13 protein-coding genes are annotated in these 16,266 nt (G+C 58.0%); 8 read left to right on the forward strand and 5 right to left on the reverse strand.

Features of this window, described 5'->3' with window-relative positions; all coding sequences use genetic code 11:
- On the forward strand, positions 1–1,224 hold the full coding sequence (locus DHV10_RS16945) for a [Fe-Fe] hydrogenase large subunit C-terminal domain-containing protein (protein ID WP_204101447.1): 1,224 nt from the start codon (positions 1–3) through the stop codon (positions 1,222–1,224).
- On the forward strand, positions 1,221–2,408 hold the full coding sequence (locus tag DHV10_RS16950) for a SpoIIE family protein phosphatase (RefSeq protein ID WP_109487555.1): 1,188 nt from the start codon (positions 1,221–1,223) through the stop codon (positions 2,406–2,408). The genes DHV10_RS16945 and DHV10_RS16950 overlap by 4 nt, the downstream gene beginning before the upstream one ends.
- Positions 2,409–2,455: 47 nt before the next feature.
- Here the strand turns inward: DHV10_RS16950 and DHV10_RS16955 are convergent, their stop codons facing one another.
- On the reverse strand, positions 2,456–4,765 hold the full coding sequence (locus DHV10_RS16955; RefSeq protein WP_109487556.1) for an Orn/Lys/Arg family decarboxylase: 2,310 nt from the start codon (positions 4,763–4,765) through the stop codon (positions 2,456–2,458).
- Between the two features lie 405 nt (positions 4,766–5,170).
- Here DHV10_RS16955 and DHV10_RS16960 point away from each other — a divergent pair, with 405 nt between their 5' ends.
- The 3 genes from DHV10_RS16960 to DHV10_RS16970 are packed head-to-tail and all read left to right on the forward strand — an operon-like array spanning position 5,171 to position 8,871.
- On the forward strand, positions 5,171–6,355 hold the full coding sequence (locus DHV10_RS16960) for a glycosyltransferase family 1 protein (protein ID WP_109487557.1): 1,185 nt from the start codon (positions 5,171–5,173) through the stop codon (positions 6,353–6,355).
- The gene (glf, locus tag DHV10_RS16965) at positions 6,348–7,538 is read left to right on the forward strand and encodes a UDP-galactopyranose mutase (protein ID WP_109487558.1); all 1,191 of its coding nucleotides are present in this window, start codon (positions 6,348–6,350) and stop codon (positions 7,536–7,538) included. The genes DHV10_RS16960 and glf overlap by 8 nt, the downstream gene beginning before the upstream one ends.
- 4 nt (positions 7,539–7,542) lie before the next feature.
- Positions 7,543–8,871 (forward strand): glycoside hydrolase family 1 protein, encoded by a 1,329-nt coding sequence (locus DHV10_RS16970; RefSeq protein ID WP_109487559.1) that lies wholly within the window; start codon positions 7,543–7,545, stop codon positions 8,869–8,871.
- 1 nt (position 8,872) lies between these two features.
- Here the strand turns inward: DHV10_RS16970 and DHV10_RS16975 are convergent, their stop codons facing one another.
- Positions 8,873–10,597, reverse strand: coding sequence for a glycoside hydrolase family 2 TIM barrel-domain containing protein (locus tag DHV10_RS16975; protein ID WP_239461827.1), 1,725 nt, complete (start codon positions 10,595–10,597; stop codon positions 8,873–8,875).
- 277 nt (positions 10,598–10,874) lie between these two features.
- Here DHV10_RS16975 and DHV10_RS16980 point away from each other — a divergent pair, with 277 nt between their 5' ends.
- Positions 10,875–11,087, forward strand: a complete 213-nt coding sequence (locus DHV10_RS16980; RefSeq protein ID WP_109487561.1) for a hypothetical protein — start codon at positions 10,875–10,877, stop codon at positions 11,085–11,087.
- Between the two features lie 160 nt (positions 11,088–11,247).
- Here DHV10_RS16980 and DHV10_RS16985 read toward each other — a convergent pair whose 3' ends face one another.
- The 3 genes from DHV10_RS16985 to DHV10_RS16995 are packed head-to-tail and all read right to left on the reverse strand — an operon-like array spanning position 11,248 to position 14,947.
- Positions 11,248–12,855: a trypsin-like peptidase domain-containing protein gene (locus tag DHV10_RS16985; RefSeq protein WP_109487562.1), complete on the reverse strand. Its 1,608-nt coding sequence runs from the start codon at positions 12,853–12,855 to the stop codon at positions 11,248–11,250.
- A gap of 32 nt (positions 12,856–12,887) precedes the next feature.
- The gene (locus DHV10_RS16990) at positions 12,888–14,546 is read right to left on the reverse strand and encodes a M56 family metallopeptidase (protein ID WP_109487563.1); all 1,659 of its coding nucleotides are present in this window, start codon (positions 14,544–14,546) and stop codon (positions 12,888–12,890) included.
- A gap of 2 nt (positions 14,547–14,548) precedes the next feature.
- Positions 14,549–14,947 carry a BlaI/MecI/CopY family transcriptional regulator gene (locus tag DHV10_RS16995; protein WP_109487564.1) on the reverse strand — a complete coding sequence of 133 codons (399 nt, stop codon included), beginning with the start codon at positions 14,945–14,947 and terminating at the stop codon, positions 14,549–14,551.
- Positions 14,948–15,143: 196 nt separating this feature from the next.
- Here DHV10_RS16995 and DHV10_RS17000 point away from each other — a divergent pair, with 196 nt between their 5' ends.
- Together DHV10_RS17000 and DHV10_RS17005 are read left to right on the forward strand one after the other, a co-directional pair.
- Entirely contained in the window at positions 15,144–15,422 is a 279-nt protein-coding gene (locus DHV10_RS17000; protein ID WP_109487756.1) for a 4a-hydroxytetrahydrobiopterin dehydratase, read from the forward strand.
- Between the two features lie 32 nt (positions 15,423–15,454).
- Complete coding sequence (locus DHV10_RS17005) at positions 15,455–16,222, forward strand: DUF4142 domain-containing protein (RefSeq protein ID WP_109487565.1); 768 nt, start codon at positions 15,455–15,457, stop codon at positions 16,220–16,222.
- Positions 16,223–16,266 lie beyond the last annotated feature (44 nt).

A 16,266-nucleotide genomic window follows, 5' to 3' on the forward strand; every position in this document is an offset into this window, starting at 1 on the left:
GTGAACAAGCCTACGCAAGGGACCGTAACGATCGATGGCCGGACCGTTCCCATGGAGGGAGAGCGCAATCTGCTCGAGCTTATCCGCAAGGCCGACATTGATTTACCGACCTTCTGCTATCACTCGGAACTCAGCGTCTACGGGGCATGCCGTCTCTGCCTTGTTGATGTGGATGGCCGCGGCATCATGGGCGCCTGTTCCACGCCTCCAGAGCCGGGCCTGAGGGTGAAGACAACTACACAGGAGATTCGCGAGATTCGCCGCATCGCGGTGGAACTGCTTCTTGCGAATCACGATCAGCAATGTCCAACTTGTCCGCGTAGCGCAAACTGCCAGCTGCAGTCGCTTGCACAGCGTCTCGGAATCCGGAAAGTTCGGTTCAAACCGGTACATGAGCCTGTGCCGCTCGACGAGTCCTCGCCATCGCTGATCCGCGACCCAAACAAGTGCGTCCTCTGTGGTGATTGCGTCCGAGTTTGCTCTGAGATTCAGGGCATCGGCGCAATCGACTTCGCTCATCGCGGGCACGACGTGATGGTGAAGCCCGCCTTCGGAAAGCAGCTCGGCGAGGTGGAATGCGTTAACTGCGGTCAGTGCGCGAGCGTATGCCCAACGGGCGCGCTCACACCGAAGCCTGAAGTGGATCAGGTGTGGTCGCTGCTCGCTGATCCCACCAAGAACGTAGTCGTGCAGATTGCGCCGGCCGTCCGCGTCGGTCTGGGCGAGTGTTTCGGGCTCAAACCCGGCGAGATTACGACCGGGCGTATCGTTGCCGCGCTTCGGCATCTTGGATTCGACCAGGTCTACGATACTTCTTTCGCCGCCGACCTTACGGTCTCAGAAGATACCCCGCACGAGAAAGAACTCGAAGGCGCCTCGCTCGATGCTGTGATTCCGTTCTCGAATCTGTTTCGCCGCGTACTCGATTCCGGAGAGGACATCATCAGCCACGACATTCGATACGACCGCAGCATTCTGAATACCAACATCTTCGTTATTGAACCGCACACCGTTCTGTGCGGCACATTCCAGGACATCACCGAGCCGATCTTTCAGAAGGAGCAAATAATCGAGCGGGCCCGCGATGTGATTCAGAAGAACTTGAAAACCGTCCAGCAGATCGCCTATCTGCTCGGCGAGAATGCCGCCGAATCCGAAATCACTCTCAACTCCATCGTTCGTTCCTTCAGCCCCGAGGACATGAACGGCAAGGGACTGAAGTGAAAGCCACTGGGGAAAGCTTCATCGAGATCGACTACTGCCAGCGCGCCAAGGATGGCCAGTTGATCTCGGGCGATGTGTTCCTCTCTGAGAAGGTCAAGGAGGAAGGCCGCATCGTCTCGGTTCTTTCCGACGGCCTCGGTAGCGGTGTGAAGGCAAGCGTTCTCGCCACCATGACTGCAACTATGGCCCTGAAATTCACGGCGAGTCCGATGGACATCCGATCCTCTGCCGAGATCATCATGGATACACTGCCCACATGCAGCGTGCGCAAAATCAGCTACTCTACCTTTACCGTTGTCGATATTGCCGCGACTGGCGAGACACGCATCATTGAACACGGAAACCCGCCTTTCCTTCTCATCCGGCCAGATGGCGAAGCGTCGATTATCAAGAACGAACTTCGGCCCGAGCGCTGGCACGATCGCGTGATCAGCTGTTCCAGCTTTGACGCCCAGCGAGAGGATCGCATCGTGTTTTTCTCCGATGGAATATCGCAGGCCGGCATGGGCGAGTTCAAAACGCCATTCGGCTGGGGCGTTCCGGACGTCGAGAAATACGTTCGCAATGAGATTCGGGAGCATCCCCACATCTCCGCTCGCGAACTGTCCCGCCAACTCGTCGCGCGTGCCGAACAGATCGACGGTCTCTCAGCGAAGGACGACATCACTTGCGGCATCGTCTACTTCCGCAGTCCCCGGCAGCTTCTCGTCCTCACCGGCGCTCCCTTCAACCGCGCCCACGACAACGACCTCGCCCGCATGGCTGAAAAAGCACCAGGACGCAAAGTGATCTGCGGCGGCACTACCGCTAACATCATCTCCCGCCAACTCAATCGTCCCATCCACATTGACATGCGCCAGGCCCGCGACTCTCGCGTTCCCCCTTCAGCAAAGATGGACGGCTTCGACCTGGTTACGGAGGGAATTCTCACGCTGGGCGAGGTGCTTCGTCTGCTCGAGGAAGACATCGCCCCCGAAGAACTGAGGTCCAACGCAGCTGTCCGTCTCACCGCGATGCTTCTTGATAGCGATGAGATCAAATTCGGGGTTGGGACCCGCATCAACGAAGCCCATCAGGACCCGAACGTTCCCGTCGACCTCGAACTGCGCCGTAATATCGTTCGCCGCATCGCCCAGGGACTCGAGACTAAGCACATGAAGCGCGTCAGTATCCAGTACCTGTAGGCGTTGAAATCTCAGCTCCGGATCGCCCTGATCTCTTGTTGCAGCCTTTATTTCTCGACCACAGCGCGCATCCAGTAGTTCTTTTCGGCGTCAACCTCGATGCCGTGCACCTCCCGTTCGAAACCGGGAAACTGTTTTCCGAACTGCTCCATTGCGAGGATGAGTTTAATAACGGGGGACTCTGAACTTCCAAGGCGCTCTCCCGGCATCGACATGGGAATACCGGGCGGATACGGAACGAGCATCGCCGCAGCGATCCTACCTGCCATCTCCCGGAAGGGAAGCCGTTCCGTTTCCCGGCAAACAAGTTTTTGGTAGGTCTGCCAAGGGGTCAGAACGGGATCGAAATCCTCATCGCAGGCTGCATTTACCAGGCCCGCAAGATCGAGGTCGATCATAGCGCGGTGCATTTCGTCTGAAAGTTCTCTCAGAGTGAGGTCGCGATAACGGACGGGAAACCGCTGGACGAGTTCGGGGAGAGCTTCATCGAGAGTCGCGTCGGAGTCGTAGAGGCGTTTGAACTCGAACAGATTTTCCAGAAGGCTGCCCCACTTGCCTTTCGAAGTTCCAACGGAGAAGAGCACTAGAACCGTGTAGTCACCCGTACGAGCAATCTCGACTCGACGGGAATCAAGAAACTCGGTAAGGATGGCGGCTGGGATTCCCCATTTTCCCATCACCCCCTGTGCGTTGACGCCGGGTGTCAGAATGGTCACCTTGGTCGGGTCGAGCATGCAGTAGTCGTCGGGGGAATCGGGGTCGTTGAAGCCGTGCCATTCCTCTCCTCGCTTGAGAGTCCAGCACCCGGGCTCTGTTTTCAGGAGCTCATCTTCAGCATCCTCAAACAGGATCTTCTGGCCGGAGCCTGGATCAACGACGCTATCGGGCTGAAACAGCCGGAAGAACCAGCCGTCTCCGTTCTCAGCTTCAGCACGCAACCGGTGAGCGACCGAACTCATTGCCTGACGGAAGCTGATGGCATCCGCCAGGGTTTCGTCCATCAGAGTCGGACCGGCGGGGTCGTCCATCATCGCCGCGGCTACATCAAGAGACGCAATCAGGGGATAGAAGGGCGATGTGGTTCCGTGCATCATGAAGGCTTCGTTGAACTGATCGAACTCGAGCGAACCGCGCTCCGAAAGCTTGACATGGATCATCGATCCCATCGAGAACGCGGCAAGCATCTTGTGGGTCGATTGGACGGAGAAGATTGTGGGGCGATTTTCCATCTCGTCGGGTACGCCCATCGCATAACGTTCGCGATAGAGAGGGTGAAATTTGGCATATGCGTACCAAGCCTCGTCAAAGTGGACGCGAGCGACGGAATTGCTAAGCTGCCCAACCACTTCATTGACGTTGTAGCAAAGGCCGTCATAGGTCGAATTGGTGACCACCGCGTATGTTGGTTGCTGAGAGCGGGCGCCCGGCGAGAAGGGGCTGCGCGCAATCAGGTCCTTCACTGATTGGGATGAAAAACGCGCCAGCGGGACAAGACCAATCATGCCGTAACCATTGCGAGTTGGCTTGAAGTACACCGGGCGCGCGCCAGTGACGGTAAGGGAGTGGCAAATCGACTTGTGACAGTTTGCGTCTGCCAGGACTATGTCGTCCTGTGCGATCACTCCGTGGCCGACGATCTGGTTTGAGGTACTCGAACCTCCCAGGACGTAGAAGGTCCAGTCGGCGCCGAAGATGCGCGCCGCGTTGCGCTCGGAATCGCCCGGAGGCCCGATATGGTCCAGCCAGGAGCCCAGAGGGGCTGATGAAATACCGAGGTCTGAGCGCAGCAGGTTCTCTCCGAAGAAGCGATGAAACTCCTGTCCTACTGGGTGCTTAAGGAACGCAACACCGCCCATATGTCCCGGCGCATCCCAGGAGTAGGCCGACTGGTCGTTGTATTTCAGCAGCTCACGAAAATACGGGGGAAGCAGTTGCTCATGATACCTTTCGATGGCCGTATCGAGACGAGAAGCGATAAAAGCCGGAGTGTCTCCGAAAAGGTGGATGTATTCGTACACCTGCTTGATCACTTCCAGCGGTAGTTCCGAGACCAGAGTTCGGTCCGCGATCAAGAAGATGGGGACCTTTTTGTTGCGGTGACGGACATTGCGAATGATCTCGAGCGCTGCACGCTCCTCGAACTGCGACTCGTGCTCCAGGTCCCAGTCAAGGAGGACCGCGGAATAGCTAGGGTCGGAAGTCACGAGAGAAAGGCCATCGTCCGGGGAGGTGGTACGAACAACCTCGTATCCTTCCTCGCCAATTGCGTTCACAAGCCGCTCCATGGCGCGATCCGAGACAGAATCAGTCTGTCCAACCTCACTGGCAATCAACAATACCCAACGTTTTTCAGTCATCCATACCTCGCGCCCGATTTTCGACAGATACGTGCAGGAGCAGTTGTCGTTGTGGTGGACGCTTCTTAAAGAATAGCAATGGAATGTTCCGGATCCGGGTTTGACCGATCGTGTGCCCGGCGAGAGAGCGAGGATTAACACGTTCTTGATGTAAGGAGAAACGACGGGTCGCACGCTGGCACCCGGCTGGAATGCTGATGCTACTTTGCCAGCTCAGCAGGTGCGGGCCAGCTCTTCGCGGCGAAATCTCTCGCGAGAACTATTGGCTTGACCGCCCACCCAGTGCACGCGGCGAGAAGTTGCTAGGAAAAACCCTTGCACGCCCACGGACGGGCGGCTCCTTCTTGCTCCTGGAGCGTGTGCGCGGGTGCAATCAAGCCTCCGGAACCTGAGAGTACGCATCTCATGATCGTGCTTGAACAATTCACATCAGTGAAACGATGTTCCGTGCTGTGTTTTTCGCACCTGAGGTGGAACTTCGTCTACCAAAGGCCCCAGCACCTACTCTCGCGCTGTCAAAAGATGTGTGACGTCCATTTCTGGGAAGAGCCTGTCTACAGGTCTCTTGAGACACCCGAACTGCAGATTGTGACCGATGCTTCCGGCTTACGGGTTGTAACTCCTCAGCTGCCGGAAGCTGTTGAAAGGGCGGTCGCTTTCAACCTGGAGCAGAAGTTACTCGATGAATATCTGAAGCGCGAGAAGATCACGGAGTTTATCAGCTGGTACTACACCCCCATGGCGCTCGCTTTCTCTTCTCAGTTGTCGCCCCGCGTTGTGGTGTACGACTGCATGGATGAGCTTTCAGCATTCCAAGGGGCGCCTCCGGAGCTCATCGGCATGGAGGATCGGCTTTTCGCTCGTGCGGACATCGTCTTTACTGGTGGCGCGAGTTTGCATGAAGAGAAGCGAATGCAGCATCGCAACGTGCATCTGTTTCCAAGCAGCATCGATCGAGAACATTTTGCGGCGGCTCGCCTTCCCCTGAAGGATCCTGTAGATCAATCAGGAATAGCCCACCCAAGAGTCGGCTACTATGGCGTGCTGGACGAGCGGCTGGATCAGCTACTGCTTCGGGAAGTCGCGGAACATAACTCGGATATTCACCTCGTTCTGGTTGGGCCAATTGCAAAGATCGATCCTAACCTGTTGCCCAAGGCGCCTAACATCCACTATCTCGGGCAGAAGAGCTATCAGGAGTTGCCGCAGTACGTGGGCAACTGGGATGTGGCGATGCTCCCCTTTGCGCAAAACGCATCGACCAGGTTCATCAGTCCCACTAAGACTCCGGAGTATCTAGCGGCAGGCAAGCCTGTGGTGTCGACACCGATCCGGGATGTAGTTCGGCCATATGGTGAGCTCGGGCTTGTCGAAATAGCAGGAGACGCTCAAGCGTTCAGCGAAGCAATACGTGCGTGCCTGGACCGAAAGGACGACCAGTGGCGTTCGCGGGTGGATCAATTTATCGGAGAAATGTCCTGGGACAGGACTTTTGAACGGATGTGGAACGAGATCGGGCGATGCATGCAAGCCAACAGTATGCCCGGCGATAGCGATGTGTGTTTGAGGCGTGGGGAATCCTATGTTTGATTATCTGATTGTCGGAGCTGGTTTCGCAGGCAGTGTACTGGCGGAGAGGTTGTCATCTCAGCTCGATGCGAGCATTTTGCTGGTGGATAAGAGAAACCATGTCGGCGGAAATGCATACGACTGTTACAACGAAGCGGGAATCCTGGTGCACAGGTATGGCCCGCACATTTTTCACACAAATTCTGAACGAGTGTTCGAATATCTATCCCGCTTCACCGCGTGGCGGCCGTACGAACACCGGGTACTTGCAAGCGTCGATGGCCAGTTGGTGTCGATGCCGATCAATGCAAACACGCTGAATAAGCTTTACGGTCTGAACCTGAGTTGCCGTCAAGTTGATGAATTTCTCGCAGAGCTGGCGGAACCATGTGAGATTCGCAGCTCGAGAGACGTTGTGGTGAACCGAGTTGGACAGGAACTGTATGAAAAGTTCTTTCGAAACTATACGCGCAAACAGTGGGGGATTGATCCCTCCGAACTGGATGCGAGCGTGACAGCTCGAGTGCCTGTCCGGACTAGCCGCGACGATCGCTACTTCACAGATCGATTTCAGGCGATGCCCCTTCACGGCTACACGAGGATGTTCGACCGAATGCTAGCCCATCCGAATATTCGCATTCTTCTGAACACTGACTATCGCGATATCGTCGATGAGGTTGAGTGCAGGGAAGTGATTTTTACCGGGCCTGTGGACGAGTATTTCGACTACTGCTACGGAAGGCTGCCCTATCGCTCGCTTCACTTTGAACATCAGACCCATGATCGCCAGCTCTATCAATCCGCGGCAGTCATCAATTATCCAAATGAGCATGCATACACGCGCGTGACGGAGTTCAAATATCTCACAGGACAAGAGCACCCCAAGACAAGCATTGTCTTCGAATACCCGCGCAGCGAGGGCGATCCATACTACCCGATTCCGAAGGCGGAGAACGCCCAACTCTACGCGCGATACAAAGAGCTCGCGGATACGCTGGATGATGTTCACTTCACCGGCCGGCTTGGAACCTACAAGTACTACAACATGGACCAGGTAGTTGCTCAGTCACTGAGCCTCTTCGAAAAACTGAAGGCTAAGCGTGCACGTTCGCTACCTTCACGTCCGGTGGTGGTGTTGTCTTCAGAGCTTGACGCTGTGCGACCGCCTTCGTCGATGCGGGAAGAGCCCGACGAGGCAGCCTGAAGGTATGAGGATCGAGAATAGAGCGGAACCGCTCGTGCACGTGCCCGACCCGCTTACAGGCGATAAGTCGATCGCAGTGTGGGGCGGGGTGGAGTGCACCTGCAATCGCGTCGGTGATCGCTACTTCGATCAGCTTGATCTATCCAGGCACCATGAACGCTCCGGCGACCTGGAAGCGATTGCCTCGCTGGGTATCGGTACGCTACGGGTCGGCATTCCATGGGAGCGGCACGAGCGAGATCCGAAGTGGGTGAACTCCGATGCTCGTTTCGAGATGATGCGGAGCATCGGAATCCGTCCGATCGCCGGCCTGGTTCACCACGGCAGCGGTCCTGCACACACAAGTCTCCTGGATCCCAGATTCCCGGATTTGCTTGCTGATTATGCGGCGCAGGTGGCGCAACGGTATCCGTGGATTGACGCGTACACGCCGGTGAACGAGCCGCATACAACGGCGAGGTTCAGCGGGCTTTACGGTGTCTGGTATCCGCATCACACCAGCCAGACCAGCTATTTGCGTGCCTTGCTCAATCAAGTGAGGGGCACTGTGCTGAGCATGCGGAGAGTTCGCGAGATCCATCCGGAAGCAAATTTGATCACGACGGAAGACGTAGGGTTCACGTCGGGCACGGAGGAGCTTCGGCAGGTGTGGTCGCTTCTAAATCTGCGCCGTTGGCTCCTAATCGATTTGCTTTGCGGTGCGGTCGGACCCGAGCACCCCATGTACGCTTACATGGTGCTCAGAGGCATTGCACCAAGCGAGATTCTCTGGTTTCGGGACAATCCGTGCCCGCCAGATGTCATTGGGATCAACTACTACGTGACGAGCGATCGGTATCTCGATCATCGAGTAGAGTGCTATCCGGCTGACCGCGGTTCTGCTGAAGGGCGTTTTGTCGATGTCGAAGCGGTGAGAGCGCCGTCAGGTGTCTTCAGCGGATTCGAAGGGGTGCTGATCGATGCGTGGGAACGCTATCGAATCCCGGTGGCCATTTCAGAGGTGCACCTGGGAGGCACGACCGACGACCAGATTCGATGGGCGGCCGAGGCTTGGAACGGTGTGATGAAGGCGCGCAAGCAAGGGGCGAGTTGTGCTGCCATCACTTTCTGGGCGCTGCTCGGCTCCTTCTACTGGGACAAACTGGTCACCTGCGAGAACGGGCATTACGAGCACGGAGCTTTCGATCTTCGCGACGGTGTGCCGGTTGCTACGGAACTGGCGGGCGTTATAAGGGAGCTGGCAGCCGGCGGCACGCCACGCCATCCGGCATTAGCGCGAGCCGGATGGTGGCGCAACGAGGACAGGTTCTGCTTCTATAAAGAAGCAGCCTGAGTCATCGAACGGTGCGCATCAAGTGATCTCTCCACAACGTATCAATCTGCAGATCCGGATCCGCTGTAGGTCCAGCCGTAGCTTCCGCAATCTTCTCCAAAGGAGCCTTAGGAGTGCGGTCTTCATATAGGAGTCCATTGGCCTCCTGGTAGGTATCTGTAAATTGCGTGTAGCAGAAGCCGGCGAGCGTAGGTAGATTGCGAACAGTTGCAAGAAGGGACGTGTATTTGTTGAGCAGTTCTTCAGAGGACACGACCTTTGAGTAGCCCCAGAAATTTCCGCCTTCGCCCGCATAGGCGATCCCGCCAAATTCGGTGAGCACGATCGGCTGATTCCAGGCAGCTTCAGGATCTACGACCAGCATGCGACCTCCAGGCCGCTCCCTGCGCAGAAGACGAGATTTGATGTCGTCGATCCCATAGCGTCTGCCGATGCGTTCCGGATCGTAGTCGTAATCATGTATGCCGATGATGTCCGTTGCGATGCTCTCCCAACCGTCGTTGCCAAGAACGGGCCGTGTCGGGTCCAGTGACTTGGTAAGGTGATAGAGTGCCTGCACGTAGTGGCGCTGAGCCGGGCTCTCGGGAAGGTCCGGCACTCCCCACGATTCATTGAAAGGCACCCACGCTACGATGCACGGATGACTAGAGTCGCGGTGGATGACATCCGTCCACTCGCGAGTGAGCCGCTCAACAGATCTCGTTGTGTACCGGTAAGCACTGGGCATCTCTTCCCATACGAGGAGCCCTAAGCGGTCTGCCCAGTAAAGATACCGGGCACACTCGATCTTCTGATGTTTTCGAACCCCGTTGAACCCCATCTTGCGTGCCAGCAGGATGTCCTGTACCAGGGCTTCATCGCTCGGCGCAGTGGATCCAGATTCGGGCCAGTATCCCTGATCGAGCACGAGGCGGAGAATCAGCGGCCTACTGTTGAGCAGGAATCTGTCTCCTTGCACACCCACCGAACGGATCGCTGTGTAGCTGCTCACGACATCCAACTGCTCTCCTTGTTCGTTTAGCAACTCCAGCTTTGCATCGATCAGAGTCGGAGAGGATGGGCTCCAGAGCAGGTCATTGCGGAAATCATCGATACCCGGATCAGACAACGCGATCCGGCGGTGAACTTCGTTCGAGACTACTTCGTATGAGTCTGACGCGAGTAATTGGGTTCCCGCACTGAGCGTGACTCGCAGCCTCGTCTTCTCTCCGGAGCCATCGGTCCGGATTGTCGCATCCACTCCGATGTCCCAGCGTTCGAGACTCGAAGACCACTGCAACGTATCGATACGCGTGGCGGGGACGACCTCAAGCCACACCGGTTGCCAGATCCCGGTCGTCCGCGGATACCAGATTGAGTGGGGCTGCAACTTCCAGTCCTGTTTTCCGCGAGGCTTGGCGAGATCCGCGGGATCGTCTTCAGCGCGGAGAATGATCTCCTGATCTGAGGCAGATTCGAGGACTCTGGTGATATCGCCGTAGAACGGGGTGTATCCGCCTTCATGCGAGCAGATTCTCACCCCGTTCACCCATAGGGTCGCTCGATAATCGACCGCCTCGAAGTGCACAAGCAGGTGATCCCCGGGTCTCATTTCGGGCTTTTTGAAGGTTCGTCTGTACCACACTGCGGAGTAGAAGCCGGGTTCGCCGATGCCGCTGGCCTTTGTCTCAGGGCTGAACGGAACCAGTATCTTTCTGCTCCATTGCACATCCTGTGGCAGGATCAAAGAAGCATTTTCATCAATGTGAAAGTCCCATTCTCCATCCAGGGATAACCAGCTTTTACGTTGTTGCAGTGGTCGGGGGTGGAAATCAGTCAATGTTCGCTCCGGGAGATTGTGGGGGTTCGCGAGCGGAAGTCCGCCCAGTCAACCCCTTGGATGCGCATGGGCCAGCGAGAGTCGGAAGATGCAGCGATGAAGATGGCGGATCCCTGTGTCCGGCAGCCATCCCAGCGAAGCAAACATGGCGGCGGGATCGACATCATAAACGCAACACGCCGTCATGAAGCCCTCCGAAATCGCCCCGCTCTCCCCTCTTGAAAAGCTACTGGGTTATCACCGCTTACTTCGGCTGATCCAAGAAGAGTCATCTGAACTCAATGAAGAATTCACAGCACAATTAGTAGCAATCATCCTTGATCGTATTGAGCAGCTTGAATTGCCGGCCGCTACTCAACTGGACAAGGCGCGCGAAGAGCGCGGATGCTCCATTTGAAGCGAGTCATCAACAACAGGAAGAGTGCAACTGATCGCGACTGAATCTACAGAAGTAAGTTAGAAACCTGCCGTTTGTCAGGAGCAAGACGTAAAAAGAGGCCGCTGCACTTCGAGGAGATGCAGCGGCCTTGAGTTTTACTTACAACGCTGGTGTTGTCTTACTCACCCTTGTCGGTGCTCGGGGCGGGATGAACCACCCGGTACGTTGAGCCGCCGTGCGACCACACGAGCAGGAGAACGTCTTTGCCCGCGGGGATCGCCTGAACGTCCCTGGCGAATTGCTGAGCGCTTGTCACGGGCTTGCGGTTGACTTCTTCGATGACGTCTCCGGGAGCGAGGCCGGCATCGTCAGCGGGGCTCCCGGGGCGCACGCTTTGCACTGCCGCTCCCTTGACTTGCGAAGGAAGGTTCATCTGCTGGCGAACGTCGTCGCTGAGGTCGCCGACGGATACGCCGAGTTTGCCCTTCTTCTGCGAACCGTTGTCGCCGTTTTCAGCAACCTGCTTTTCGCCTTTGAATTCGCCGACTTTTACTGTGAGTGTTTCCGGTTTGCCGTCGCGAAGGATGCCGAGTTTGATGTCGGATCCGGGCGCGGTCTGGCTGACTACTACTTGAAGAGCACCACCGTTCTTGATCTTAGTGCCGTTGAGTTCGCGGAGGACATCGCCACGTTTGAGGCCGGCCTGGCTTGCGGGTGAATCAGGCGTGACCTGGCTGACGATGGCGCCGGTGGCGTCGGGAAGGTTGAAGAAGGTGGAGTTGTCGGGCGTGACATCGTTCATGCTGATGCCGAGATAGCCGTGGTGGACTGTGCCGCTCTTGATGATGGACTCGGCGGAGGCGCGGACGATCTGCGTGGGAATTGCAAATCCGGCGCCGGCGAAAGATCCGTTGTTGGTGATGATGAAGGTGTTGATGCCAACGAGTTCACCGCGTGCGTCGACGAGCGGACCCCCGGAGTTGCCCGGGTTGATGGCGGCGTCGGTCTGGATGAAGGCACCGGGGCGGCGAGGATCGTTGGAGTACGGATTGGGCCGATCGAGCGCGCTGACGATGCCGCGGGTGACGGAGAACTGGAAGTAGCCGAACGGGCTACCAAATGCGAGCACGGTTTGGCCGGGGCGGAGTTTGGTGGAATCGCCCCACGCGACGGTGGAGAGATTGTTGGCGTTGATCTTGATGACGGCGAGGTCGTTCAGCTTATCGACGCCGACGAGCTTGGCGGGATAGACGCGGCGATCGTTGAGCGTGACTTTGATCTGCGTGGCGTCGTTCACGACGTGGTTGTTGGTGACGATGTAGCCGTCAGGCGAGATGATGATGCCGCTGCCGATACCGTGCTCGATCTGCTGCGGATTCTGGCCGCGGCCCATCGGGCCCATCGGACCGAAGAAGCGACGGAACTCGGGAGGAATGGCGTTGGGCGGAATCTGCTGGCCCTGAGCACCGCCGCCATTGTCATTGTCCTGTGCGTTGTCGTCGTCACTGTCGGCGTCCTGGCCGTTCACGCGCGCGGTGACGGAGACGTTGACGACTGCGGGGGTGACGCGGGCCGCGACGGCTTCAACGGCGTTGTCGAGTGCGACGAGGGAAGAGACGCTCTGGTCGTCCATGGGAGCGGCGGTGTCGAGGCCGTGCATGAATGCGGCTGCGTGAGCGGTGTGTCCGATGACGAGGGCGGAGGCGATGAGGACGGCTGCGGCTGCGGCCGCGGGGGCGCCAAACTTTCCAGCCTTTTCTCTTAATGAATTAGTTGGTGCTGACATGAGTGATTCTCCGTGGGTGATTGAAGTTGAGCTTACAGTTGGATAACGAACCAGCCGTCGCGGACCGTAGCGATGGGCGGCTGGGTGGAATTTGAATTCGGGTTTGCTGGTACTAGGCGCAGGATCAGCTGCGTGACGGTGAAGTGATGGGTTTGAGACGCCGGCTGACTCTGGCTGTTGGCAGATTGCACGGGCGCGGTCGCGAATCCAGTTGCTGAGGACGCCTGCGTTGCCGTTTGAGAGCTGGCGGTTGTTGCTGGAGCTGGAGTGGGCTGGTTCTCTGGTTCGAAGTCAGATACGGTTTGGGGAATGCGGCTGGCTGAGCTGAACTCGCGCCACTCGGTGACGACCACCCATTGCTGCGGCTGTGGCTGGGCTGGGATTAGACTATCGCCGAGCTGATCGGATTTGGCGATCTGCGGTGCGGCGTTTTGAAGAGCATTAGATGTTGGCAGATTTTGTGGCTCTGGTCGTGCGGTGGCAGAGCGTTTGCGCGTGTGTGCTGATGCGGTGGATACCCGACCGGGCAGGACGGCTTTGGTTGCGACTGCGCGGTAGCTTGTCGGCAGCTTGAGCTTGGAGTCGGCGTTCTCGCGGGCGAGCAATGCGTCGAGCTGGGCCTGGTGAGCGGGCGTCGTGGCTTGCGTGCCGTGCGCGGGTACGAAGGAGACAAGCTGCGGGATCCGGGACATCTCGACGGAACCGGCGAGGAGCATAGAGCCCAGCGTGGCGAGGAGCGTGCCTGCGGCGGTGGAGCTCATCGTGCGCTTGCGAAGGAGTATCTGGTGGACGCGGGTGACGAGCTCGGAGCGGCGATGCCAGGCACCGAGGGAGAGGGCTTCGGCACGGCGTTCGAGACGGCGCTCGGCCAGGCTGGCGAGGCAGGCGGCGTAAGCGCGCGGAGCGTTGGTGATGCGAACGACGCCTTCGTCGCAGGCCATTTCGCGTTCGCGGCAGAGACGATGCTCGATCCAGGCAAGAGCAGGGTTGAGCGGGAAGAGGACCAGACTGAGCTTCTGGAGGAGGTTGGTCCAGTCGTCGCCTCGGCGAAGATGCTCGGCTTCGTGCAGGACGATCTGCTCAAGTTCGCCGGGTGTGAGGCGTGAGAGCAGCCAGCCGGGGATCAGAATGCGAGGCGACAAGAAGCCGATTACGCTGGGGCGATCGAGGAGTTGTGTCGTGCAGATGGCAACGCGGCCGCGGCGAAGTGCGCTGAGATGAGCGGATAGTGAGCCGGTGATCTCGACCGGCTCGGCGGCCTTCCACAACCGCCGGAGCCGGAGGGAGTGCGCGGCGAGTGCGGCCGCGCGGATGAAGGAGGCGACAAGCCAGAGAGCAGCGATCGCGAGTCCCCAGCGAGAGTCGATCTGGAACAACGGATGGGTTGAGGGCGCGAAGTCGCCGGAAGCTGATGCCAGGGCGGCTCCCCGGTTTCCGCTGACCGCAATCAGCGGGATGACCGGCAGTGCAAGAGCGAGAACGAATCCTGCCGTCCAGAGCGCAAATCGATGCGCGGCAGAGATGCGGGGCATGAGGCGGGCGGCGATCTCGAGTACGCAGACGATTACGGCGCCCTGCCACAGAGCGGTGACGAGCATGGAGCCGGCGGATGATGCGAAGGGCTGCGCATGCTCCACGACCCAGGCGAAGGCAGCGGAGGCGGTAACGGCCAGTTCGGCTGCAAAGGGCATGGCTAGATCTCGCCTCCGTTGTCGGGAGCGGCGGAGTTGATTGCGGCTTTGAGCCGGTCGAGTTCCTCGCGGGAGATTTCGCTGTCGCCGATAAGCGAAAGCAGGAGTTGTTCTCTCGAGTTGCCGAAGAAGCGGCTGAGGATGTGCTTGACCTCGGTGCGGCTCGCTTCGTGCTCGGCGATGAGAGGGCGGTAGATGAAGGCGCGGCCTTCCTGACGGTGGTCGACGTAGCCCTTTTGCTCGAGGATGCGGATGGTGGTCAGAACCGAGTTGTAGGCCAGGTTTTCACCGTCGGGCATGGCTGCGACGAGATCAGTGACGGCGGATTCACCGCGACGCCAAAGGATCTTCATGAGCCTGAGCTCGGCTTCGGTCAACGTGTTTGATTTCTTCGGAGGCATGCTGTAAGTTGCTGAATCTACGTTAGTGGAATGGGCGGCTTTCTCTCCCCTCCCACTGGTATAGACGTGCAACTAATGGATTAGTTATCACGGGAGAGCTGTAAATTTCAAGGGTGTTTTGGAGGGGTGAGCCTGGGTGTCGAGGAGGAACGTATAGTGGGTGGATTGGATGGAGACTTCACCCAAGGAGGGCAGGATGGGAGCACTTTCAGACAAGGAGATCCAGGCGAGAATGGTGGCAGTTCCGGACTGGCAGGTAGACTCCGGTGAGCTGGTACGGACATACTTGTTTGAGGATTTTCGGGGGTCGCTGAAGTTCGTGAACGAGGTGGGTGAGCTGGCAGAGCAGGCAGGGCACCATCCGGATATTGATATCCGATACAACAAGGTTCGGCTGGGGCTGGTGACGCACGATGCGGGCGGGATTACGGAGAAGGATTTCGATCTGGCGGCGAAGGCGGACAAGCTCTGTTGACGCGGTGCGATTCGAAGGGATCGTGAGCTGGATTGGCAACTCCGCAGTTGCGCGTCGACTCCTATGCGCGAGCGCAGTTTGGTAGCGCGAGAGGAGTTGCGATGAAGTACATGTGGATGGGATTCTTGTTGGCCGGCGCAGTGGCGACTGCGGGTGCTCAGCAGTCCGGCCAAGTGCCGCAGACCGGAAGCGGGCAGCAGCAACGGCAGACGGGCGGTACCAGCAGCGGGAGCATGCAGAACGGTGGGCAGAGCAGCGGGAGCATGCAGCAGGGTAGTGAAGGCATGCAACAGGGCAACGCGAGTTCGATGGATAAGAAGTTTGTTGAGCATGCGATGGCGGGGAGCTCAGCAGAGATCAAGTTGGGACAGATGGCGCAGCAGAAAGCCAGCTCGGAGCAGGTGAAGCAGTTTGGGCAGAAGATGGTTGAGGATCATACGAAGCTGAACGACCAGATGAAGCCGATCGCAGAGCAGATGGGTGTGTCGATGACGTCGGGCGTTCCGTCAGAGGATCAGGGACTGCAGGCAAAGCTGGACGGACTTTCCGGAGATGCGTTCGACAAGGCGTACATGAAGGCGATGGTGAAGGACCATGAAAAGGATCTCAAAGAGTTCAAGAAAGAGTCGAAGAGCGGAAAGTCTGCAGCGGTGAAAGATGCCGCAACGCAGGGTTCTCAGGTCATTCAAGAGCATCTTCAGATGGCGCAGCAGGTAGCCCGGCAAGTAGGCGCGGTGGGCGACAACATGACCAACAAAGAGGGGACGAGCGCAACGAGCACGCCTGCGGGTCCGCAGTGACGGTTTGAACATCGGCGGTCAGGATCCGGCGCGCCGATTGTTCA

The sequence above is a fragment of the Occallatibacter savannae genome, from assembly GCF_003131205.1.
In the GTDB taxonomy this organism is placed as follows: Bacteria; Acidobacteriota; Terriglobia; order Terriglobales; family Acidobacteriaceae; genus Telmatobacter; species Telmatobacter savannae.